The sequence below is a fragment of the Clostridium sp. CM038 genome (genome assembly GCF_055081105.1).
On record NZ_CM143651.1, the window covers coordinates 101,929 to 121,107 of the forward strand.

A 19,179-nucleotide genomic window follows, 5' to 3' on the forward strand; every position below is an offset into this window, starting at 1 on the left:
CTTTAAGTACTATTATAAATATATAAGATAAGGGGAGGGAATTTAATGGGGGATATAATTTTAAAAACAAAAAAATTAACTAAAAAGTATGGTAAGGACTTTGCCGTAAATAATGTTGATTTAGAATTAAAACAAGGGGATATTTACGGACTTGTAGGTAAGAACGGTGCAGGAAAAACAACAATTCTTAGGATGATATCTGGATTATCTATACCAACAAGTGGAGAAATAGAACTTTTTAATGAAACATCAAAAGCTGGTTTAAATAATTCAAGGTCAAAGATAGGATGCATGATTGAAACACCAAGTTTTTTTAAATATTTATCAGCAAAGAAAAATCTAGAATACTATAGAATACAGAGGGGTGTTGTAGAAAAAGAATGTGTGGATGAGGTAATTAAAATGGTAGATCTTGAGGATGCGGGCAAGAAAAAATTCAAAAACTTTTCACTTGGCATGAAACAACGATTAGGACTCGCACTAGCTATAATGACAAGTCCTGACTTACTAATCTTAGATGAGCCTACCAACGGTCTTGACCCTACTGGAATAATAGAATTAAGAGAACTCTTATTAAGATTTAATAGAGAAAGAAATACGACAATAATTATATCTAGCCATATATTAAGTGAGCTATCTCAACTTGCAAATACCTATGGATTTATTAATAAGGGCGAGTTTGTAGAGCAAATAGCTGCAAAGAATCTAGAAGAAAAATGTAGACGGTACCTATTAATTAAAGTAGATGATACCTCAAAAGCCACCGTTATAATAGAAAATAAGCTAGGAGCTATGGAATATGAAGTGTTAAATAGAAATGAAATTAGATTATATCAGCATATAGATACTCCAGAGAGAGTGTCAGAGGCGCTTATTAATAATGGAATTAAGCTATTTTCAATTAATAACAGTGGTGTGAATTTAGAAGAGTATTTTGTAAATTTAATTGGGGGTAATAAGCATGATTAATTATATAAAAGCTGAACTTTATAGAAGTTTTAATAGAGTATATTTTTGGGCTTATACAGCTTCTATAGGTATTTTAGCTATATTGGCTAATGTTATGATTTTAAATGTACATTGTCATATTCCCACTGATAGTATTAATAGTATGTTTGATAAGTTCATTATGTCAACCTTTATTATTCCAATATTTCTAGTAGTTGGACTTGTAGATATGATTACATCGGAGGAAAACAAAAATGAAACGCTTAGAAATGTTGTGGTTTTTGGAGTTACAAGAAGTAAAATAATTTTATCAAAGCTTATAACTACAGTTATCCTTGCATTTATAGCAGAAATTATTATATTAGTTTTGTATTTTGGGAGCGCATTTGTAGTATTTGGAGTAAATAATGAACTAATTGCTACTATAATAAGGTTTTGTCAAAAATCATTAGTAGCCACGCCTCTATGGATAGCAGCTATAGCAATATGTACTTTCTTAGCTGTTATTATTAAAAATAATACTATTTTTGCATTTGTCTATTCTGGAATATTTATATTTACAGACAAGATTATTATGGTGCTTTCATTCTTTGTTTCTGATAAGTTTAAATACCTGGAAAATATTCTTATTACAAAAAAAATAAATGAAATTTCAACGGGATCATTAACAAGTGAAATTATAATATCTTCAGTTTTAATGGGAGTTATTTATACCCTAGTATTTACAACTATAACTATATTGTATTTCGAAAAAAAGGAAATTAAATAAATTAGTTTAGCATAAGCTATGCTAGATATTAGATGAAGGGGTGATATTTATGCAAAGATTAATAATAATTTTATTACTAGCTGTGGTAGTCATATCTGTTACCCTTTATGTTTTACTATATAGTGAAATTAAAAGTATAAATAATCAATTAAACAAAATTAATAAGACTAAGACTAATTCCAAAATACTATTATCTTGTGATAATAAGCAATTACGTGAGTTAGCACTAGGAATAAACAAAAATCTAGAAGAAAAACAAAAATCAGAAGCTAAATATAAAAAGATGGATTTAGAGCTTAGAAAAGCTATTTCAAATATATCTCATGATTTAAGGACTCCATTAACTTCAATAATGGGGTATATGCAATTAATTGATAATAATAAGTTATCTGGAGATGAAAATAAGAAATATATAGATATAGTAAAAAACAGAACAAAATCATTAGAATCCTTAATAACTAGTTTTTATGATTTATCAAGGCTAGAGGGTAATGAATATAAATTTGATATGAAATCATTAAACTTAAATAATATAGTGTGTGAATGCGTGGCTTCATTTTATAATGATTTTTTAAGTTGCGAAGTGGAACCTAAAATTGATATAGAAGAAAAACCTTATTTTATTATAGGAGATGAAGTTGAAGTAAAGAGAGTGATTTCAAATATAATACAAAATATTATTAAATATGGTGAAGGATATGCAGCTATCTCTTTAAAACGCAGTAATGATTGCATTGTTACAATATTTCAAAATGCTGCTCCAAATTTAAGTGATGAAGATGCGAAGCATTTATTTGAACGATTTTTTACAGCAGATAGAGCAAGAACGGGGAAAAGCACAGGGATTGGACTTGCTATAACAAAACAACTAGTTGAACAAATGGAGCATGAAATTTCAGTGGAACTAGTAGAAGGAAATCTTAGCATAATAATAAGGTGGAAATGTTTAAAGTCTATTTCAGAGTAGATAGTCATAATTTAAAACGTTATAAAGCATTTTAACGACGTTTCAGCACCACAGGTGATGATTTAATGACAAAATAGATATGGGGAGTGCATATGGAAGAAATCATTTTAGAAGTAAAGGGGCTAAATAAAAGATATAAATCAGGTAAAATAACAAATTTAGGAAAGCAATTTAATACATGTGATTTAAATACAGTTTAACACATATATAGTATGAGTAGTCACGGAAACTAATATGTAAAACTTAATTATGTATAGAGTCATTATAGTGCTATAAATTTTATGTTCAGAGAGCAGTTAGGAATAAAAATAGGTATAGCAAACAAGCCTACACGATGCAGGAATTTTCAGAAAAAAGTACTTAATTGTCAAACAGCTACTCTAATAAATTTAAAATACTAAAACCTGAAACTTTAAGTCTTGCATCTAGATGAATATTAATTCCAGCAATCATAGTCATAAATGAATAACGTTTTTTACCATGTATTCGTAAAGTATGAATTTTATAATCATTTAGAATACGATTGTTTATACGTTCTGAGCAGGTTCTAGTTTTATAAATAGTTTTCCATTGTTTTGAGCCGCGAGGCACAGGAGTAAACAACCGCAAATCCCATGATGGTTTAGTGTAGATTACTCGCCCATAAGGTGAAGGTGAGCACTGTTCACAGCAAGAGCAACTAGCAACCTTTTTTAAAACTAAAGGGCAACGCCATTTAAGGCGTGAACGACTTTTTTCATAACCGTTATAGACCATTTCATGGCCACCAATACAGATAGGAAATCCTTTTTCATTAATATCTAGAGTAACTGGATATTTTGAATTTCCTTTGTTTTTGGAGTTCAGATCAATAAAGGGATTAATGTTCCATTTAGAACATAATTCATATGTAGGGTAGTTATCATTAGCTGAGTCAAGAACATAATTTGATATAGTGAACTGCGGTAACAGTTCTCTAAATTCAGCTAATGCTACTATTCCAGTGACACTGTCGTGTCTGCTTGCCTCTACAAATCGTAGATAAATAGGTAGATCTATCTTATATTTTTTATTATAGACAGATAAAGCATAGAGAGTGTAGCCATAAAACCAACGATTTTCATGGCTGTCCCAACCCCAATTAGCATTTATGTCAGAAAGTCTACGAGGGCATTTGCAATCGTAAATTCCATTTTCACGGCAGTCACAAACTTTAGAACCATAGTAAGAAGACTTACAGTGAACACAAGTACCATCGCCGCCAACTGTAAGGTTATCTTTTTCTATTAAGTTAAGATTAAAAGAGGGTTCTACAGCAACTAATGAGAATATTTTTTGAAGCAGCCTTTCGGCTCTTAGGGAAAATGAGCGACCAGCTTCAAAAAAATCTGAAATTCTCTTAACAACACCAGTTTTTTTATTAGGAAGCTTTTTATTTTTCCCGGGTGCCTTAATTTTAGAGGGTTTCTTCTTATACGAATATATTTTTTTTAGGTTTACCCTGTCGGTAGACAGATTTGAAAGCCATAATCTAGAGATAAAATCATAATGAGCACCAAGTGATGGGACATTATTTTTAGTGCAGCCTATACAGGTTGCAAGTAACTCACAGGCATGAATCTTTTTAACCCAGTTGGTAATGCTTGTTTCCTTTTGAAAAAGCATTAAAGAAAATGAACGAAATATCTCAGGTTGAAGAGTTGCAGGTCTACCAATATTAGAATAATAAGGTTTTAATATCTCTCTAAGAATATCTAAGTCTAAGCAATACAACTTAGAGATAGAAGGTTCAAGTTCTATAATTTTTTTAGGAAAAGCTTTGTAGAAACATGAGAGATTTAAAATAATAAATTGCTGATAATCAGCATGAGAGCTCCAATTTTTAAGCATAAAATAATCCTCCTATTAAAACATGTCTTTAAGAGGAGGACCGCAAAATTTTACAGGCTTGTCAAGTGTTTTATGCAAAAAAAGTGGGGGAATCAACAAAAATTAATGATACTAAAAATGAGTAATCACAGGAGCTAAGGAGTTTCCGTGAAAGCTCAGTATACTTAGGGGGGGATAAACTAAAAATATAATAAGTTAGAGGGTGTGATAATATGAAATTTTTAAAAAATATAGAAAATCAAGCGATAACTGTTAAACAAATGACTATAATTAAAGCTTTTCTCGTAATGCTTACAGCAATTTTATTGGAGATATTAGGTCAAATACCCATTGAAATTTTAAATTTATTTTTTAAACATTTTACAAAATTAGCCCCATATTTGAAATTTGTTACAGGAGTGTTAGTTAAATATTTTATTATTATTCTTTTATTAAAGTGGCATAGTAAAGATTCATGTGAAAAACCGCATAAAAAAAGGTTAAATAGAAAGAATTTTATTTATGTTGCTTTAATCATTATAGGTTTTCGTATAGTATATGATAATAGTTTAATTTTCTGGGTTAATAAGATACCTATGCCTGATTTTATAAATCAAGCATTTGAGGAACTGGCGATATCGCCTATTATAATGATACTTAGCGTAGCTGTTATAGCACCTATATATGAAGAAGTTGTTTTTAGAGGGATATTGCTAAGAGGTATGGCTAATAAAATAAATCCAACATTAGCACTTGTAGTATCAGCCTTATTTTTCGCACTGATGCATATGAATATTCCTCAAGGAATAAACGCATTTTTACTAGGAATTATTATTGGATCTATATATTTAAATACAGGTTCGATTTATTTAAGTATATTTGCACACTTTATAAATAATTCTACGGCAATCTCAATTTCAGGAGTCTTCCAATTAATAAGCGGAAAGTATGCTATATTAATGCATGGTACAGCTTTTATTGTAGGAAGTATAATTTTAATTGTTGCCTACAGATGGCTTAAGCAAAATAAACCAGGAGATAAGCTAGATATATACAAAGAATTTATAAAAATATAATATTAGGCCACAAAATAAAATCCTCCATTAAAAAGATAGTTATCTTTTTAATGGAGGATTTTGTGCGTTTGCACCAGCTATTATCGAAAAAAATGACAGATTAGTTAAATAAGATTGCATAATATCTTTACAAAACCACTTTATGACTATATAATAATAAATAAATTGAAAGTTTAGCATATTCATAATTCATAAAACTTGGAATTGAATGTAGCTCCTATAAATGGAGATAAGGTATATAGCGAGGAGGATAATAAATGAAAGAGATGCAAATAACAAATTGTAATCATGTCCATAAGAGGGTAATAAACAACTTGAAGGCAAGTAATGAAGAACAGCCCAAGTTATTTAAAGAAATATTCCCATACTCAGAAATTCCAAAAATGGTTTTTAATAATGAACAAATTCCAATGTTTATACCTGAAGATATTTGGATTACTGATACTACATTTAGAGATGGACAACAGGCAATGGATACCTATACTGATAAACAAATAATTAAAATATTTGATTATCTACACAATCTTGATAATAATTCAGGGATAATAAGACAAACGGAGTTTTTTTTATATACCGAAAAGGACAGAAGAGCAGCTGAAAAGTGTTTAGAAAGAGGATATAAATTTCCAGAAGTAACTTCATGGATAAGGGCTAACAAGGAAGACCTTAAGCTAGTGAAGGACATGGGGCTCAAAGAAACGGGAATACTTATGTCTTGCTCTGATTATCATATATTCAAAAAATTGAATAAAACAAGACAGCAGGCTATGGATTTATATATTTCATTAGTAGAAGAAGCATTAGAAAATGGCATAACTCCAAGATGTCATTTCGAAGATATAACCAGAGCTGATTTCTTTGGATTTGTGGTGCCACTAGCACAAAAACTTATGGAACTTTCTAAGAAATCGGGTATCAAGATAAAGATTAGGGCATGTGATACATTAGGCCTTGGATTACCTTACTCGAGAACCGAGTTACCAAGAAGTGTACAAAACATAATACATGGATTAAGAATTTATGCAGGAGTTCCGTCTGAGTGCATTGAATGGCATGGACATAATGATTTTTATAATGTAGTGTCCAATGCTACTACAGCATGGATTCATGGATGTGCAGCTATAAATACGTCACTTTTTGGTATTGGTGAGAGAACAGGTAACTGTCCACTTGAGGCTATGATTATAGAATATGGTCAACTAAGAGGAAACGTAAAAGATATGAATCTTAAATTGATAAGTGAAATTGGCAAATACTTTGAAGGTGAGTTTAAATATAGTATTCCACCTAGAACACCATTTGTAGGTAGTGAATTCAATGTTACGAGAGCTGGTATACATGCGGATGGAATATTAAAAGATGAAGAAATATATAATATTTTTGATACTGAGAAAATATTAGGCAGGCCAATTGTTGTAGCAGTTAATGAACATTCAGGACACGCAGGTATAGCAGCTTGGGTTAATACTTACTTTAGATTAAAGGGAACAGACAAGATAAGCAAAAAAGATGAGGGGATTAATGTTATAAAAGAATGGGTTGATAAGCAATATGAAACAGGAAGAAATACTGTAATGAAAAGTGAAGAGCTTGAATTAATTGCAAAAGAAATTATTCCACAGCTAAGTGTAAAATCACAAAAGACTGCAGCTTGTTAATATAAGTTCTATTTATAAATGAAAAATGGAGGGATATCATGGCATTTACTGTTGCACAAAAAATAATTAAGGCTCATTTAGTTAAGGGTGAAATGATTTCTGAACGTGAGATTGCAATTAAAATAGACCAAACATTAACACAAGATTCTACAGGTACAATGGCTTATCTTCAATTTGAGGCTATGGGAATTGATAAAGTATTAACCAAAAAATCAGTTGCATATATAGACCATAATATTTTGCAAACCGGGCCTGAAAATGCAGATGATCATTTATATATACAAACTGTTGCTAAAAAACATGGCATATATTTTTCTAAACCAGGTAATGGCATTTGCCACCAAGTTCATTTAGAAAGATTTGGGGTTCCAGGAGAAACCTTACTTGGTTCAGATAGTCATACTCCCACCGGTGGTGGAATAGGAATGCTTGCTATAGGTGCAGGAGGATTAGATGTTGCTGTTGCTATGGGTGGCGGAGAATATTATATAACAATGCCTAAAATTGTAAAGGTGAATTTATTAGGAAAGCTTAAGCCGTGGGTTTCAGCTAAGGATGTTATATTAGAATTATTAAGACGTTTAACGGTTAAGGGCGGAGTTAATAGAATATTTGAATATGCTGGCTCCGGGCTAAAAAATCTAAGCGTACCAGAAAGAGCAACAATTACTAATATGGGCGCAGAGCTTGGAGCCACAACTTCAATCTTTCCGAGTGATGAGATTACACATGAATTCTTAAAAGCACAAGGTAGAGAAAAAGATTATGTGGAACTTAAAGCAGATGATGGTGCAGTATATGATGAGATAGTTGAAATAGATTTAAGTAAAATTGAACCTCTTGTTGCTTGTCCTCATAGTCCGGATAGGGTAGTCTATGCATCATCTTTAAAAGACATAAAGGTAGACCAGGTGTTAATAGGAAGCTGCACTAATTCTTCTTATGTTGATATGATGAAGGTGTCGAAAATACTTCTAGGAAAAACCATACCTGATGAAGTGTCACTTGCTATTGCACCAGGCTCAAAACAGGTTCTAAATATGCTTTCCAAAAATGGTGGACTCGGAGATATGATTGATGCTGGTGCAAGAATTTTAGAGAGTGCATGTGGTCCATGTATAGGAATGGGACAAGCGCCTTCAACTGGAGCAGTATCACTTAGAACCTTTAATAGAAACTTTAAAGGTAGATCTGGAACGGTGTCTGCGAATGTTTATATTGTAAGTCCAGAAGTGGCTGTTGCATCGGCACTTACAGGATATATAACGGATCCAAGAGAGCTCGGTGAAGCAATTAAAGTGCCCATGCCAGAAAAATTCTTGATTAATGATAATTTAATAATAAACCCAGCAGAGGATGGTAAAAATATAGAAGTGAAAAGAGGACCGAATATAAAGCCATTCCCTAAAGCGGAAGAATTAAAGGGAAATGTGGTAGGAAAAGTTTTAACTAAATTAGAAGATAATATTACAACGGATGATATAATGCCATCTAATGCAAAATTACTTCCATTTAGATCTAATATACCTTATCTATCAGAATTTTGTTTAACTCCGTGTGATGAGAAATTTCCAGCTAAGGCTAAGGAGAATAGTGGTGGAATCATAGTTGCCGGATCAAATTATGGGCAAGGCTCCAGTCGTGAACATGCGGCATTGGCACCTCTTTACTTAGGTATTAAGGCCGTTATCGCGAAATCTTTTGCAAGAATTCATAAGGCTAATTTGATTAACAATGCTATAATCCCATTGGTATTTGAAGACATTAAAGATTATGAAGATATAGCTATTATGGATGAATTAATAATAGAAGGTGCCGTAGATCAAATTAAAAAAGGCATAGTTATTGTAAAAAATATAACAAAAGGATCTGAGTATAAAACTCTACCTGAAGTAACTCAAAGAGAAAAAGAGATGCTTATATATGGTGGATTAATAAATCTTATAAAAAACAAGAAAAAGGGAGGGGTTTAGAAGTATGGAACATAATATTACACTTATACCTGGTGATGGAATTGGGCCGGAAGTAACTTCTGCTGCAGTTAAAGTAATAGAAAAAAGTGGAGTCACAATTAATTGGGAAACGGTGCGTATGGGAGCCGCGGTTATAGAGGAATTTAACACTCCTATGCCTTCCTACGTTTTAGAAAGCATTAAAAAGAATAAAGTTGCACTTAAAGGGCCTGTAACTACACCGATTGGTAAGGGGTTTAAAAGTGTTAATGTTACATTAAGACAGGAATTAAATCTTTATGCTAATATAAGGCCTATAAAAACACATGAGGGGGTTCCATCAAGGTTTGAAGATGTAGATCTAATAATAGTAAGAGAAAATAGTGAAGATTTATATGCGGGAATAGAACATATGATTACAGAGGATATTGCTGAGAGTATAAAGATAATAAGCAAGAAAGCTAGTGATAGAATAGTAGAATACGCTTTTAAATTGGCAAAAGAGCAGAATAGAAAACAAGTAATAGCTGTTCATAAAGCAAACATTATGAAACTTTCCGATGGATTGTTCTTAAAATGTGCAAGAAACATAGCGACCATGCACAAAGATATAGGCTTTGGAGATGTTATAGTAGATGCGATGAGCATGAAGCTTGTAATGAACCCAGAAAAATATGATGTGCTTGTAATGCCTAACCTATACGGAGATATATTATCGGATATGGCAGCGGGGTTAATTGGTGGGCTAGGACTAGTTCCAGGTGCAAATATTGGAGAAGAAGGTGCGGTTTTTGAGCCAGCTCATGGATCTGCTCCAGATATAGCTGGTTTAAACTTAGCAAATCCTACTGCGTGTATTCTATCAGGTGTTATGATGCTAAGATTTATAGGAGAAGTAGAAGCGGCGAATAAAATAGAGAAAGCTGTGGATGATGTTTTAAAAGAAGGCAAACATTTAACGTGTGACTTAGGTGGAAATACTGGAACTCGCGAGTTCGCTGAAGTTATCATTGAAAAAATGGGGAAATAAAATAATTAACAACAAATAACTCATGAGCAATTTGCTCATGAGTTATATTTGGTATAATGATACAAAGAAATTAAAGTAGTTTAGATGACTAGTGAAAGGATAAAGATTTATTATGAGAATAAATAAACTGCTTAGCAATTATGGTATTTGCTCCAGAACGGATGTTAATAGACTTATAGATGAAAAAAGGATAATGGTAAATGGGAAGCTTTGCATCACCGGGCAGTGGGTAGAAAAAGAGGATAATATTCTTCTTGATAATGAGAATATTTCGATGAGAGAGAAGATTTATATTGCGCTAAATAAACCCGTCGGGATTACATGTACTGCAGAAAAAACAGTAGAAAACAATATAATTAATTTCATGAACTATCCAGAATACATATTTCCAGTTGGAAGATTAGATAAGGCATCTCAAGGGTTAATACTTATGACTAATGATGGTGATTTGGCAAATAATATTTTAGAATCTGAAAATGAACATGAGAAAGAGTATATAGTAACTGTGAATAAGCATTTTGATGAATCTTTTCTCAAAGCAATGTCTGAAGGTGTTCAAATTTGTGGAGTTAAAACAAGACATTGCAAAGTTATCGCAGTTAGCGATGATACTTTTCGTATTATTTTAACGCAAGGACTAAATAAACAAATACGCAGAATGAGCAAAACTTTTGGATATACAGTTGTAATATTAGAACGAGTTCGAATTATTAATATAAAAATTGATGAAACGGATATTGGCATGTGGCGTCACCTAACAGAGAAAGAGGTAATAGAATTAAGGAATAGTTAGAAAGGGTACCTTAGTAGAAATATTAAGGTACCCTTTGTTTTTTTTATGGAAAATACTCAATTATGTGGTTTTAAAAGTCAAACAATCTGTTTCTGAATAGAGATTAACATTTTCGCCACTAACGTCTATAGATTTAGCATTACAGAGCTGATTAGAGTTATAGGTGCAAGTACATACATTACAAGCAATTAGTCGCATCCATTACTATTGGAATTAATGATATTTGTAAGAGAACTATAGACAATACTATCTAAAAAAGTAGCACAACAAGTATCAGAATCTTTTTTAGCACTTTTTCCACCAACATTTATTATGTTAGCATAACATGTGTTTTTGTCATTATGGGAGCAATTTGAAACGCTACAATTGATTTTTGACATTATATCTCCTCCTTAGTGTATCTACTAAGAAGTTTAACCAAAAGGAAAAGAAAATATTTATAATATAGGTTTTGTTTAAAATTTCTATTTGATAGATTTTTTATAAGAATGTTGTCGTAAAATATATTTTCGATTGAATATTGTTGTATTTTCATATATAATTAGGTTTAAGTAAGAAAATGTAACGGTATACATATTATTCAATGTATACCGTTTATTAAATTATAGAGAATATATATCTATTGTCGCTTGTATTTTATCATGAAAACGAGTGCAATAGGTATTGATGGAACCCTTTGACTTCAGTATAAGTTAGCTTAACCCCTTGCTATTGCAAGGATTTATATAAATAAACAGATAGTGTTAACATTATCAAAAAATATGAAGGGGGAGAATTTATGAGGTATGTTAATAAAACATTAAAAAGATATGGTAGCTTTGCTTTATCTTTAGTGATAGCTCTTAATTTAATGCTATCTTTTTCATTTAAAGCGTATGCATCAACTATACAATCTGACTACAAGTCATTTGTAATGGCTCCATTGGAAAAAGTAACAGATTGGAATGCGTTCAAAAATCAATTAATAACCATTAAGAACAACGGAGTCTATGCCCTTACCACAGATGTGTGGTGGGGAGACGTTGAAAGTGCGGGTGACAATCAGTTTGACTGGAGTTACTACAAGACTTATGCAGATACTGTTCGTGCTGCAGGATTAAAGTGGGTGCCTATTATGTCCACTCACCAATGCGGTGGTTCTGTGGGGAATTCAGTAAATATACCTTTACCTACATGGTTATGGAATAAAGATACTGCTGAGAATATGCAGTTTAAGGATGAAAAGGGAAATTATGATAAGGAATCTCTTAGTCCATGGTGGTCTGGTACAGATAAACAGTATAATGAACTTTATGCGTCTTTTGCTGAAAACTTCAGCAGTTATAAAGATATTATAGCTAAAGTTTACCTTTCTGGTGGTCCATCAGGTGAATTAAGATTTCCTTCTTACAATCCATCATTAGGTTGGTCATATCCAGGTCGTGGATCTCTACAATGCTACAGTACAACAGCTAAAACAGATTTTCAAAATACGATGAAAACTAAATACGGCACTATTTCTGCAGTTAATAGTGCATGGAATGCAAGTCTAACAAGCTTTACACAAATTATGCCTCCAACAGATGGGGATAATTTTTTTAAAAAGGGTTATAAGTTAACTTATGGTAACGACTTTTTAACTTGGTATCAAAGTGTACTTGCGAAACACTTGTCGAATATAACGGCTATAGCACATAACAGTTTTGATTCAGTTTTTGATGTTAGAATAGGAGCAAAAATAGCAGGTATACACTGGTTAATGAATAGTCCTACTATGCCACATGCTGCGGAGTACGGTGCAGGTTATTATAATTATAGTACTTTACTCAACCAGTTTAAGACATCAAATGTAGATTTAACATTTACATGTCTTGAGATGGATGATTCAAACGCATATGTTAGTCCAGGCTATTCAGCTCCCAAAAGTCTCGTTATAAATGTTGCCAATTTGGCTACATCGAAAGGTATAAGACACTTTGGAGAGAATGCACTAGCTATTTCTAATAATAATCAAGCGTATCAAAATGCTGCTGAAATGCTATTTAATTATAATTTCTCTGGATTTACACTTTTGAGATTTGCAAATATTGTTAACCGCGATGGAACGGCTACTTCTGAAATGGCTCCCTTTGCAGATACTTTAGTTATGAAGCCAGTTCCTGTAACTTTTACAGTGAACAACGTTAATCCAGGCAGTGGTCAAAATGTATACTTATCAGGGAGTAGATGGGAATTATCTAACTGGACTACAGGCGTATATCCTTTGCCACTTACTAATAGCAATGGAAGGTATACAGGAACCACATATCTTGGTGAAGGCCGTGACTATCAATTTAAAGCAATTATGAAAGATGGTGATGGAAACGTAACCTGGGGAGGTGGCAACAGTCAATCTTATACTGTTCCTACAAGGGGAGGTTCCTATACCTGGAACTGGTAGCTAGAAAAAATACCATTATAATTTTTTTGCACGTATATTGGCAGTTTTAAAAAAAAGTTTAAGTTTATCGTAAAATTAAAGCCACTACTCTGATAAATATGATATAATTAAAATAATGTAGAAAAATAAACATGTGTGTTCTAGAGAAAATTGAATTGTTATTAAAAAATTAGGGAAATATTAAAGTTATATATAATTTTAAATCCCTTACAAGGCATATGAAAAAAATAGACTAGCGTGCTGACTGGTTATTTTTTTGAAGATGCCTAAATAGAAGAAAGAGGTGTCCTATCATAAAAAACGAAAATGAAAATAAAAAAGAAACTACTAAAGTAGAAATTAAATCAAACAAATATCAGACGCTAGAAAATATTACATTTTTAAAAATAGTTAAAAAAGATGGAACAACTATTGATTGTAAAATAGATACTGAAGATTTACAAAAGGTATTAGAAAAAGGTCGTTGGTTTGCAGAGTGGAATAAAGATTTTAATAATTTCTTAGCGCAGAATCTAGGCAGTTATTATATCGAAGAAAAGAAATATAGAAGAAAACAGAGTTTGCAGTCATTCATATTAGATGTTCATCCAAAAGCACCTGTAAGACATATCAATGGAGACACTCTAGATAATAGAAAATGCAACTTAGAAGTATATAATCAAAATACAATTAACGATTATGAAGAATTAGATGAAGAAACTGTTGCTATAATATTAAGAGATAGATATGGTAAAGAAAAATCTAGGACTATAATCGATAAAGAAGATTTAAGCAGAGTGGTTAATAATAGTTATACATGGGTTCTCTTTAAGAAAGATACAGAACCTTATGCTGTAGCAAACACTCCTGAAGGAAAAATTTATTTGAATAGATTTATAATGAGTACAACTGAAGATATGGTTACTCATCCTATAAATCTTAATACATTAGATAATAGAAAAGCTAATTTAGAAAACAAAAAAGTTGAGTTAGAATTTGATAAACCAACTGAAGAAACAGAAGTTTAATGACAGTTTAGAAGGAAAGTCATTAATCCAGCTCCGCAGGAGATGATTTAATAAGCATTGTAAAGCAGTATAGAAGATAATTCTATACTGCTTTTATTTTTTTGATATTGGGTCAGAAACAACTTGAAATTGATTTGTTTTTCCCATAATATAAGCTAAATTAATTATAGACTTTTCTTCCTCGGTCATTTCCCTTTTGAACATTTTTTCGAATTGTTTCATTAAATTACAAGTGTCAAGTTTGTAACTTTCAGCAGCGGGTCTAGTTACCCTTGTGTTTTTATGAGGATTATATATCCTAGATTTAATTTCACTGCTATAAATTTTCTTGAAAACTTCAGCTGTATAGAATGCATCATTATAAGCATTATGAAACTTACTTTCAATAGGTATGCCTAATAGCTCTGCTGCATTACCTAGCCCAATGTTAATTCCTTTTTGACAATTAAGCTCTTTAGAAGCGTAGGACTGAATGTTTATGTATTTTGTGGGTGCAATCAAGGTATCTAATTCATGATATTCTATATTTCGAAATAATTCTTTTATATCCGCTAATCCCCATACACACAATATGCTTGAGTCAGCGTTTATAAACTCTGAAAGTTCTTTATACAGTTCTTTAAAAGGTTTGCCTTTATCTAATTCATCCATTGTTATTCCGGTAAGTTCTTTTACAAAGGGATTGATAATAGTATATATTTCCGGTTTTATTAATACATCTAGAGTCCCAATCGTTTCAAAATTATCATTTAGTTTTATGGCACCTATCTGAATTATTTCGAAAGGACATTTAGGATTTGTTATGTTCGTAGTATCTTTTGTGTAATTGTAGCCTTGATTAAACTCTAAGTCAAATATTATATAATTCATGTAATTACCTCTAAACTTATTTAATATTATAGTGCATAGTGATATATTACTATATCATGTAGTATATCATTTTCTTTAGTAAAAAACACCTGCACTATTACAGTTTTAGCTGCAAAAAATTGAATGTTGTATATAAAGTAGTTTATAATGAGTATAGTTGCTATATCATATTTTAATAAAATAAGTGAAATCAATCCGTGCAGCGTATGCTACACGTGATATATAAGAGAGGAAGTTTTATATATGGGAAAAATATTGGTGCTTGCAGAGAAACCCTCTGTAGGCCGTGAACTAGCGAAAGTTTTAAATTGCACTCAAGGTGGAAATGGGTATTTAATGGGACAAAAGTATATTGTAACTTGGGCACTCGGACATCTTGTTACACTAGCTGGTCCGGAGGATTATGATCAAAAATATAAAAGTTGGAAAATGGAAGATCTTCCTATGCTGCCAAAGGACTTAAAACTGGTAGTTATTAAGGAAACTTCAAAGCAATATAAGATTGTACATGAACTCCTAAAAAGAGCTGATGTAGATGAGCTTATTATTGCTACAGATTCAGGACGTGAAGGAGAACTAGTGGCGCGTTGGATTATTCAAAAAGCAGGATTTAGAAAGCCAATTAAAAGGTTGTGGATTTCTTCTCAAACTGAAAAAGCAATAAAGGATGGATTTGCGAATCTTAAACCTGGAAAAGATTATGAAAACCTATTTTGGGCAGCGCAATCAAGAGCAGAAGCAGATTGGCTAATAGGACTTAATGTTACAAGAGCCTTAACTTGTAAATATAACGCTCAATTGTCTGCTGGAAGAGTTCAAACACCAACTTTGGCACTTATTGTTGAAAGAGAAAACGAAATTAAGAGATTCATTCCAAAGGATTACTGGACAGTAAATGGAAAGGTAAATAATTTTACAGTTCATTGGTCTAGTAAAAATGGTGAAGCACGTACATTTGACAAGAAAAAGGCAGAAGATATAGCTACTAAGGTAAATAATCAAATGGGGACCGTAGTAGAGCTAAATAAAGCATCTAAAAAAGAGCTCCCTCCACTTGCATATGATTTAACGGAGCTTCAAAGGGATGCAAATAGAAAATTTGGATATTCTGCAAAGCAAACTCTTAATATAATGCAGAGATTATATGAAAATCATAGGATATTATCTTATCCAAGAACAGACTCTAGACATATTACCACAGATATTGTAGCAACGCTTCTCGACCGATTAAAAAGCATTGCTATAGGACCATATGAGAAAGCTGCTAGAAGTATAATAAAGGGTAGAATTCACACTACAAGTAGACTTGTGGACAATAGCAAGGTATCAGATCACCATGCCATAATTCCTACAGAGCAGCATGTAGATTTATCAAGCCTTAACAAAGAAGAGAGAAGTATTTATGACTTAGTTATAAAAAGATTCTTAGAAGTTCTAAGTCCTGCTTTTGAATATGAGCAAACTACTGTAGTTATAGATGTTAAGGGTGAAAGGTTCTCTGCAAAAGGGAAAATAGTTAAATCGAGGGGCTGGAAAGAAATAAGTAGTTCTGAGGGCAGTGAGGATAAAGATCAATCACTTCCACCAATTAGTAAAGGTGAAGCGGTTAAACTTACTTTAGTTAAATTCGAAAATGAGAAGACTAAGCCACCAGCAAGGTATAATGAAGCAACGCTGCTTACAGCTATGGAGCATCCAGGAAAAGATATCCAGGATGAAAGTCTAAGAGAAGCATTGGATAATACATCAGGTCTGGGAACTCCAGCTACGAGAGCAGATGTTATTGAAAAATTATTTAACATCTTTTATATGGAGAGAAGAGGCAAAGATATATTCCCAACCTCAAAAGGAATGCAGCTAATAGGTTTAGTTCCGCAGGAATTAAAATCCCCAGAGCTTACGGCTAAGTGGGAAAAACAGCTTCAACTTATAAGTAAAGGAAAAGCTAATTCCATGAATTTCGTAAAAGATATGAGGGAATATGCAGTGAAGCTTGTGAAGAATGTTGCAGCTTCTGGCGAAATATATAAACATGACAACGCCACAAGAATGAAATGTCCTGAGTGTAGTAAGTATCTTCTTGAAGTTAACGGCAAAAGGGGAAAGATGCTCGTATGCCCAGATAGGGAATGTGGATATCGTAAAGGAGTTTCACAAGTTTCTAATGCACGGTGCCCTACTTGTCACAAGAAAATGGAGATCAGAGGGGATGGAGACAATAAGATATTTGTTTGTGGCTGTGGATATAGAGAAAAACTTTCAGCCTTTAACAAACGTCGCGACTCAGAAAAAAGTGCTTTAAACAAAAAAGATGTCAGTAGATTTTTGAATCAGCAGAATAAGAAAGATGAACCAACTGGCAATTCTGCTATGGCTGAGGCTTTTGCTAAATTTAATTTAAAATAGCTAGTGCCACCCGCGTGGCAAGTGGCATGTTTGGAAACCGAATGTATCTTTAACTAATGAAGGAGGAAGCTTGATATATAATGGTTTCCTTCTTTGTTTGTATATAGTGAATTCATTTAGAATATAAAAATATGCGAAGTGGTATATACTCAAATTATTATGAAAAATGAAAATTAAAGTAGGTTTTACTAAAAGAGTAAGGCTAATTTGGATTGCGCCAAGAAAATAGTTCTTTAAGTATAAATAATACAATTATCTAGTTTAAAAAACGTAAAGGGAAAGTAGAAAAATGGTAAATTATAAATTAAAAGGAAATATTCTGGAAACTATTGATAATCAAATGAGGGACAACGATCCTAAATGTACAAATGAAGTTTTTGAAAAATTAATAAGTGTTGGCTATACAGAAAATAAGGCAAAGGAAATGATTGCAGCAGTTTTAATAGAAGAAATGTATGATATTATGAAAAATCAACAGCCATTTAATGAAGAACGGTATAGTAATAAATTATATAAGTTACTAGAGTATGAAGAAAGGGAAGAGGGATTAGAAGAAAATTATGAGGATGAAATCCTTCAAACTACTATAAGGAATGAGAACAAGATAGGTAGAAATTCTGTGTGTCCTCGCGGCAGTGGAAAGAAATATAAAAGGTGCTGTGGAAAAAATATATAGTAGGAGCGTGATATTTTTGCAATGGGAAATTCATTCTGAACAAGACAAAAGGATTTTTAATATAATAAAAGACATTCCAAAAGATGATGATATAAAAGCATTAGAAGCATGGGAAGATTATTTAAATCAGGAACTTAAATTTCCATTTGAAGCAGAAGTAATGGATAGTGATTATGGTTCGCCTATTGTAGAAGGCGATAAGTTAAAAGTTAGTGCTATTAGTATGATAGAGGATTTGCATGGAATAATTGTTGATGTAAGAAAAGGAAGAAGGAAATATGCGTTTGAATTATGTTTACTTGAAGCTTTAGGTGAAGATAAAAAAGTAAAAGAATTAGTAGATGATTATAGTGTATGGTTCTGTAATAGATAAAGGTTAGGTATGGTAAATTAGAAACAGTAACCATTGATTTTTATTATATAAAAAAATAATGTAATTTTACAACAAATCTAAATAAAAAAACTCCCTATGGGGAGCCTTAAAAGTCATGAGCATAGCGAATTTCTTGAATTCTTACCTACAATTTTAAAATGGTAAATCATCATTATCTGGAATATTTGAATAAATATCTGTAATGTCTATTTTTTCATTCTCTTTATCTTCATTGTTAAATATACCGTAAGGTACACCATTTTCAGTGAATCCAGCTATAAATTCCATATCATATAGGTCCTTCATATATTCCTGATATTGTTCATCTGTCCATACTTCTACATTACTGTTACTACTTTTTTTAGATTTCTTCTTTTTGGACATAAT

General features: G+C 32.0%; 18 protein-coding genes. 13 read left to right on the top strand and 5 right to left on the bottom strand.

The features are described 5' to 3' along the window. The first annotated feature begins 45 nt into the window (after positions 1-45). From ACWJKS_RS00420 to ACWJKS_RS00430, 3 genes are read left to right on the top strand one after another with little or no spacing between them, the layout of a single operon-like run. The gene (locus tag ACWJKS_RS00420; protein ID WP_462960224.1) at positions 46-969 is read left to right on the top strand and encodes an ABC transporter ATP-binding protein; all 924 of its coding nucleotides are present in this window, start codon (positions 46-48) and stop codon (positions 967-969) included. Then, complete coding sequence (locus ACWJKS_RS00425) at positions 962-1,717, top strand: ABC transporter permease (protein ID WP_462960225.1); 756 nt, start codon at positions 962-964, stop codon at positions 1,715-1,717. Before ACWJKS_RS00420 ends, ACWJKS_RS00425 begins: the two co-directional genes overlap by 8 nt. 49 nt (positions 1,718-1,766) lie before the next feature. Further along, positions 1,767-2,684 carry a sensor histidine kinase gene (locus tag ACWJKS_RS00430; RefSeq protein ID WP_462960226.1) on the top strand — a complete coding sequence of 306 codons (918 nt, stop codon included), beginning with the start codon at positions 1,767-1,769 and terminating at the stop codon, positions 2,682-2,684. Positions 2,685-3,059: 375 nt separating this feature from the next. Here ACWJKS_RS00430 and ACWJKS_RS00435 read toward each other — a convergent pair whose 3' ends face one another. Further along, the gene (locus tag ACWJKS_RS00435) at positions 3,060-4,553 is read right to left on the bottom strand and encodes a hypothetical protein (protein WP_462959674.1); all 1,494 of its coding nucleotides are present in this window, start codon (positions 4,551-4,553) and stop codon (positions 3,060-3,062) included. A gap of 212 nt (positions 4,554-4,765) precedes the next feature. On the opposite strand from ACWJKS_RS00435, the gene ACWJKS_RS00440 reads away from it, so the two are divergent. From ACWJKS_RS00440 to ACWJKS_RS00460, 5 genes are all read left to right on the top strand, one after another. Continuing rightward, a complete protein-coding gene (locus ACWJKS_RS00440; protein WP_462960227.1) occupies positions 4,766-5,608 on the top strand; it encodes a lysostaphin resistance A-like protein in 843 nt (280 codons plus the stop codon). Between the two features lie 266 nt (positions 5,609-5,874). Continuing rightward, on the top strand, positions 5,875-7,266 hold the full coding sequence (locus ACWJKS_RS00445) for a 2-isopropylmalate synthase (protein ID WP_462961029.1): 1,392 nt from the start codon (positions 5,875-5,877) through the stop codon (positions 7,264-7,266). Between the two features lie 38 nt (positions 7,267-7,304). Further along, positions 7,305-9,239: an aconitate hydratase gene (locus ACWJKS_RS00450; protein ID WP_462960228.1), complete on the top strand. Its 1,935-nt coding sequence runs from the start codon at positions 7,305-7,307 to the stop codon at positions 9,237-9,239. Between the two features lie 4 nt (positions 9,240-9,243). Continuing rightward, a complete protein-coding gene (locus tag ACWJKS_RS00455; protein WP_462960229.1) occupies positions 9,244-10,248 on the top strand; it encodes an isocitrate/isopropylmalate dehydrogenase family protein in 1,005 nt (334 codons plus the stop codon). Between the two features lie 112 nt (positions 10,249-10,360). Beyond that, the gene (locus ACWJKS_RS00460) at positions 10,361-11,041 is read left to right on the top strand and encodes a pseudouridine synthase (RefSeq protein ID WP_462960230.1); all 681 of its coding nucleotides are present in this window, start codon (positions 10,361-10,363) and stop codon (positions 11,039-11,041) included. A 60-nt stretch (positions 11,042-11,101) separates the two neighbouring features. Here the strand turns inward: ACWJKS_RS00460 and ACWJKS_RS00465 are convergent, their stop codons facing one another. Together ACWJKS_RS00465 and ACWJKS_RS00470 are read right to left on the bottom strand one after the other, a co-directional pair. Continuing rightward, positions 11,102-11,239 (bottom strand): DUF1540 domain-containing protein, encoded by a 138-nt coding sequence (locus ACWJKS_RS00465; protein ID WP_462960231.1) that lies wholly within the window; start codon positions 11,237-11,239, stop codon positions 11,102-11,104. Then, positions 11,230-11,421 carry a DUF1540 domain-containing protein gene (locus ACWJKS_RS00470; RefSeq protein WP_462960232.1) on the bottom strand — a complete coding sequence of 64 codons (192 nt, stop codon included), beginning with the start codon at positions 11,419-11,421 and terminating at the stop codon, positions 11,230-11,232. Before ACWJKS_RS00470 ends, ACWJKS_RS00465 begins: the two co-directional genes overlap by 10 nt. A gap of 398 nt (positions 11,422-11,819) precedes the next feature. Between ACWJKS_RS00470 and ACWJKS_RS00475 the strand changes: the two genes are divergently transcribed. Together ACWJKS_RS00475 and ACWJKS_RS00480 are read left to right on the top strand one after the other, a co-directional pair. Continuing rightward, positions 11,820-13,460: a family 14 glycosylhydrolase gene (locus ACWJKS_RS00475; RefSeq protein WP_462960233.1), complete on the top strand. Its 1,641-nt coding sequence runs from the start codon at positions 11,820-11,822 to the stop codon at positions 13,458-13,460. A 560-nt stretch (positions 13,461-14,020) separates the two neighbouring features. Then, a complete protein-coding gene (locus ACWJKS_RS00480; RefSeq protein ID WP_253198201.1) occupies positions 14,021-14,467 on the top strand; it encodes a hypothetical protein in 447 nt (148 codons plus the stop codon). Between the two features lie 93 nt (positions 14,468-14,560). Here ACWJKS_RS00480 and ACWJKS_RS00485 read toward each other — a convergent pair whose 3' ends face one another. Further along, positions 14,561-15,337 (bottom strand): 3'-5' exonuclease, encoded by a 777-nt coding sequence (locus ACWJKS_RS00485; protein ID WP_462960234.1) that lies wholly within the window; start codon positions 15,335-15,337, stop codon positions 14,561-14,563. Between the two features lie 243 nt (positions 15,338-15,580). Between ACWJKS_RS00485 and ACWJKS_RS00490 the strand changes: the two genes are divergently transcribed. From ACWJKS_RS00490 to ACWJKS_RS00500, 3 genes are all read left to right on the top strand, one after another. Next, a complete protein-coding gene (locus ACWJKS_RS00490; RefSeq protein WP_462960235.1) occupies positions 15,581-17,743 on the top strand; it encodes a DNA topoisomerase III in 2,163 nt (720 codons plus the stop codon). Between the two features lie 289 nt (positions 17,744-18,032). Continuing rightward, positions 18,033-18,419: an SEC-C metal-binding domain-containing protein gene (locus ACWJKS_RS00495; RefSeq protein ID WP_462960236.1), complete on the top strand. Its 387-nt coding sequence runs from the start codon at positions 18,033-18,035 to the stop codon at positions 18,417-18,419. Positions 18,420-18,435: 16 nt separating this feature from the next. Beyond that, the gene (locus ACWJKS_RS00500; RefSeq protein WP_462960237.1) at positions 18,436-18,792 is read left to right on the top strand and encodes a calcium-binding protein; all 357 of its coding nucleotides are present in this window, start codon (positions 18,436-18,438) and stop codon (positions 18,790-18,792) included. A 153-nt stretch (positions 18,793-18,945) separates the two neighbouring features. On the opposite strand, the gene ACWJKS_RS00505 is transcribed toward ACWJKS_RS00500, so the two are convergent. After that, positions 18,946-19,176, bottom strand: coding sequence for a hypothetical protein (locus ACWJKS_RS00505; RefSeq protein WP_165412932.1), 231 nt, complete (start codon positions 19,174-19,176; stop codon positions 18,946-18,948). Positions 19,177-19,179: the final 3 nt, after the last annotated feature.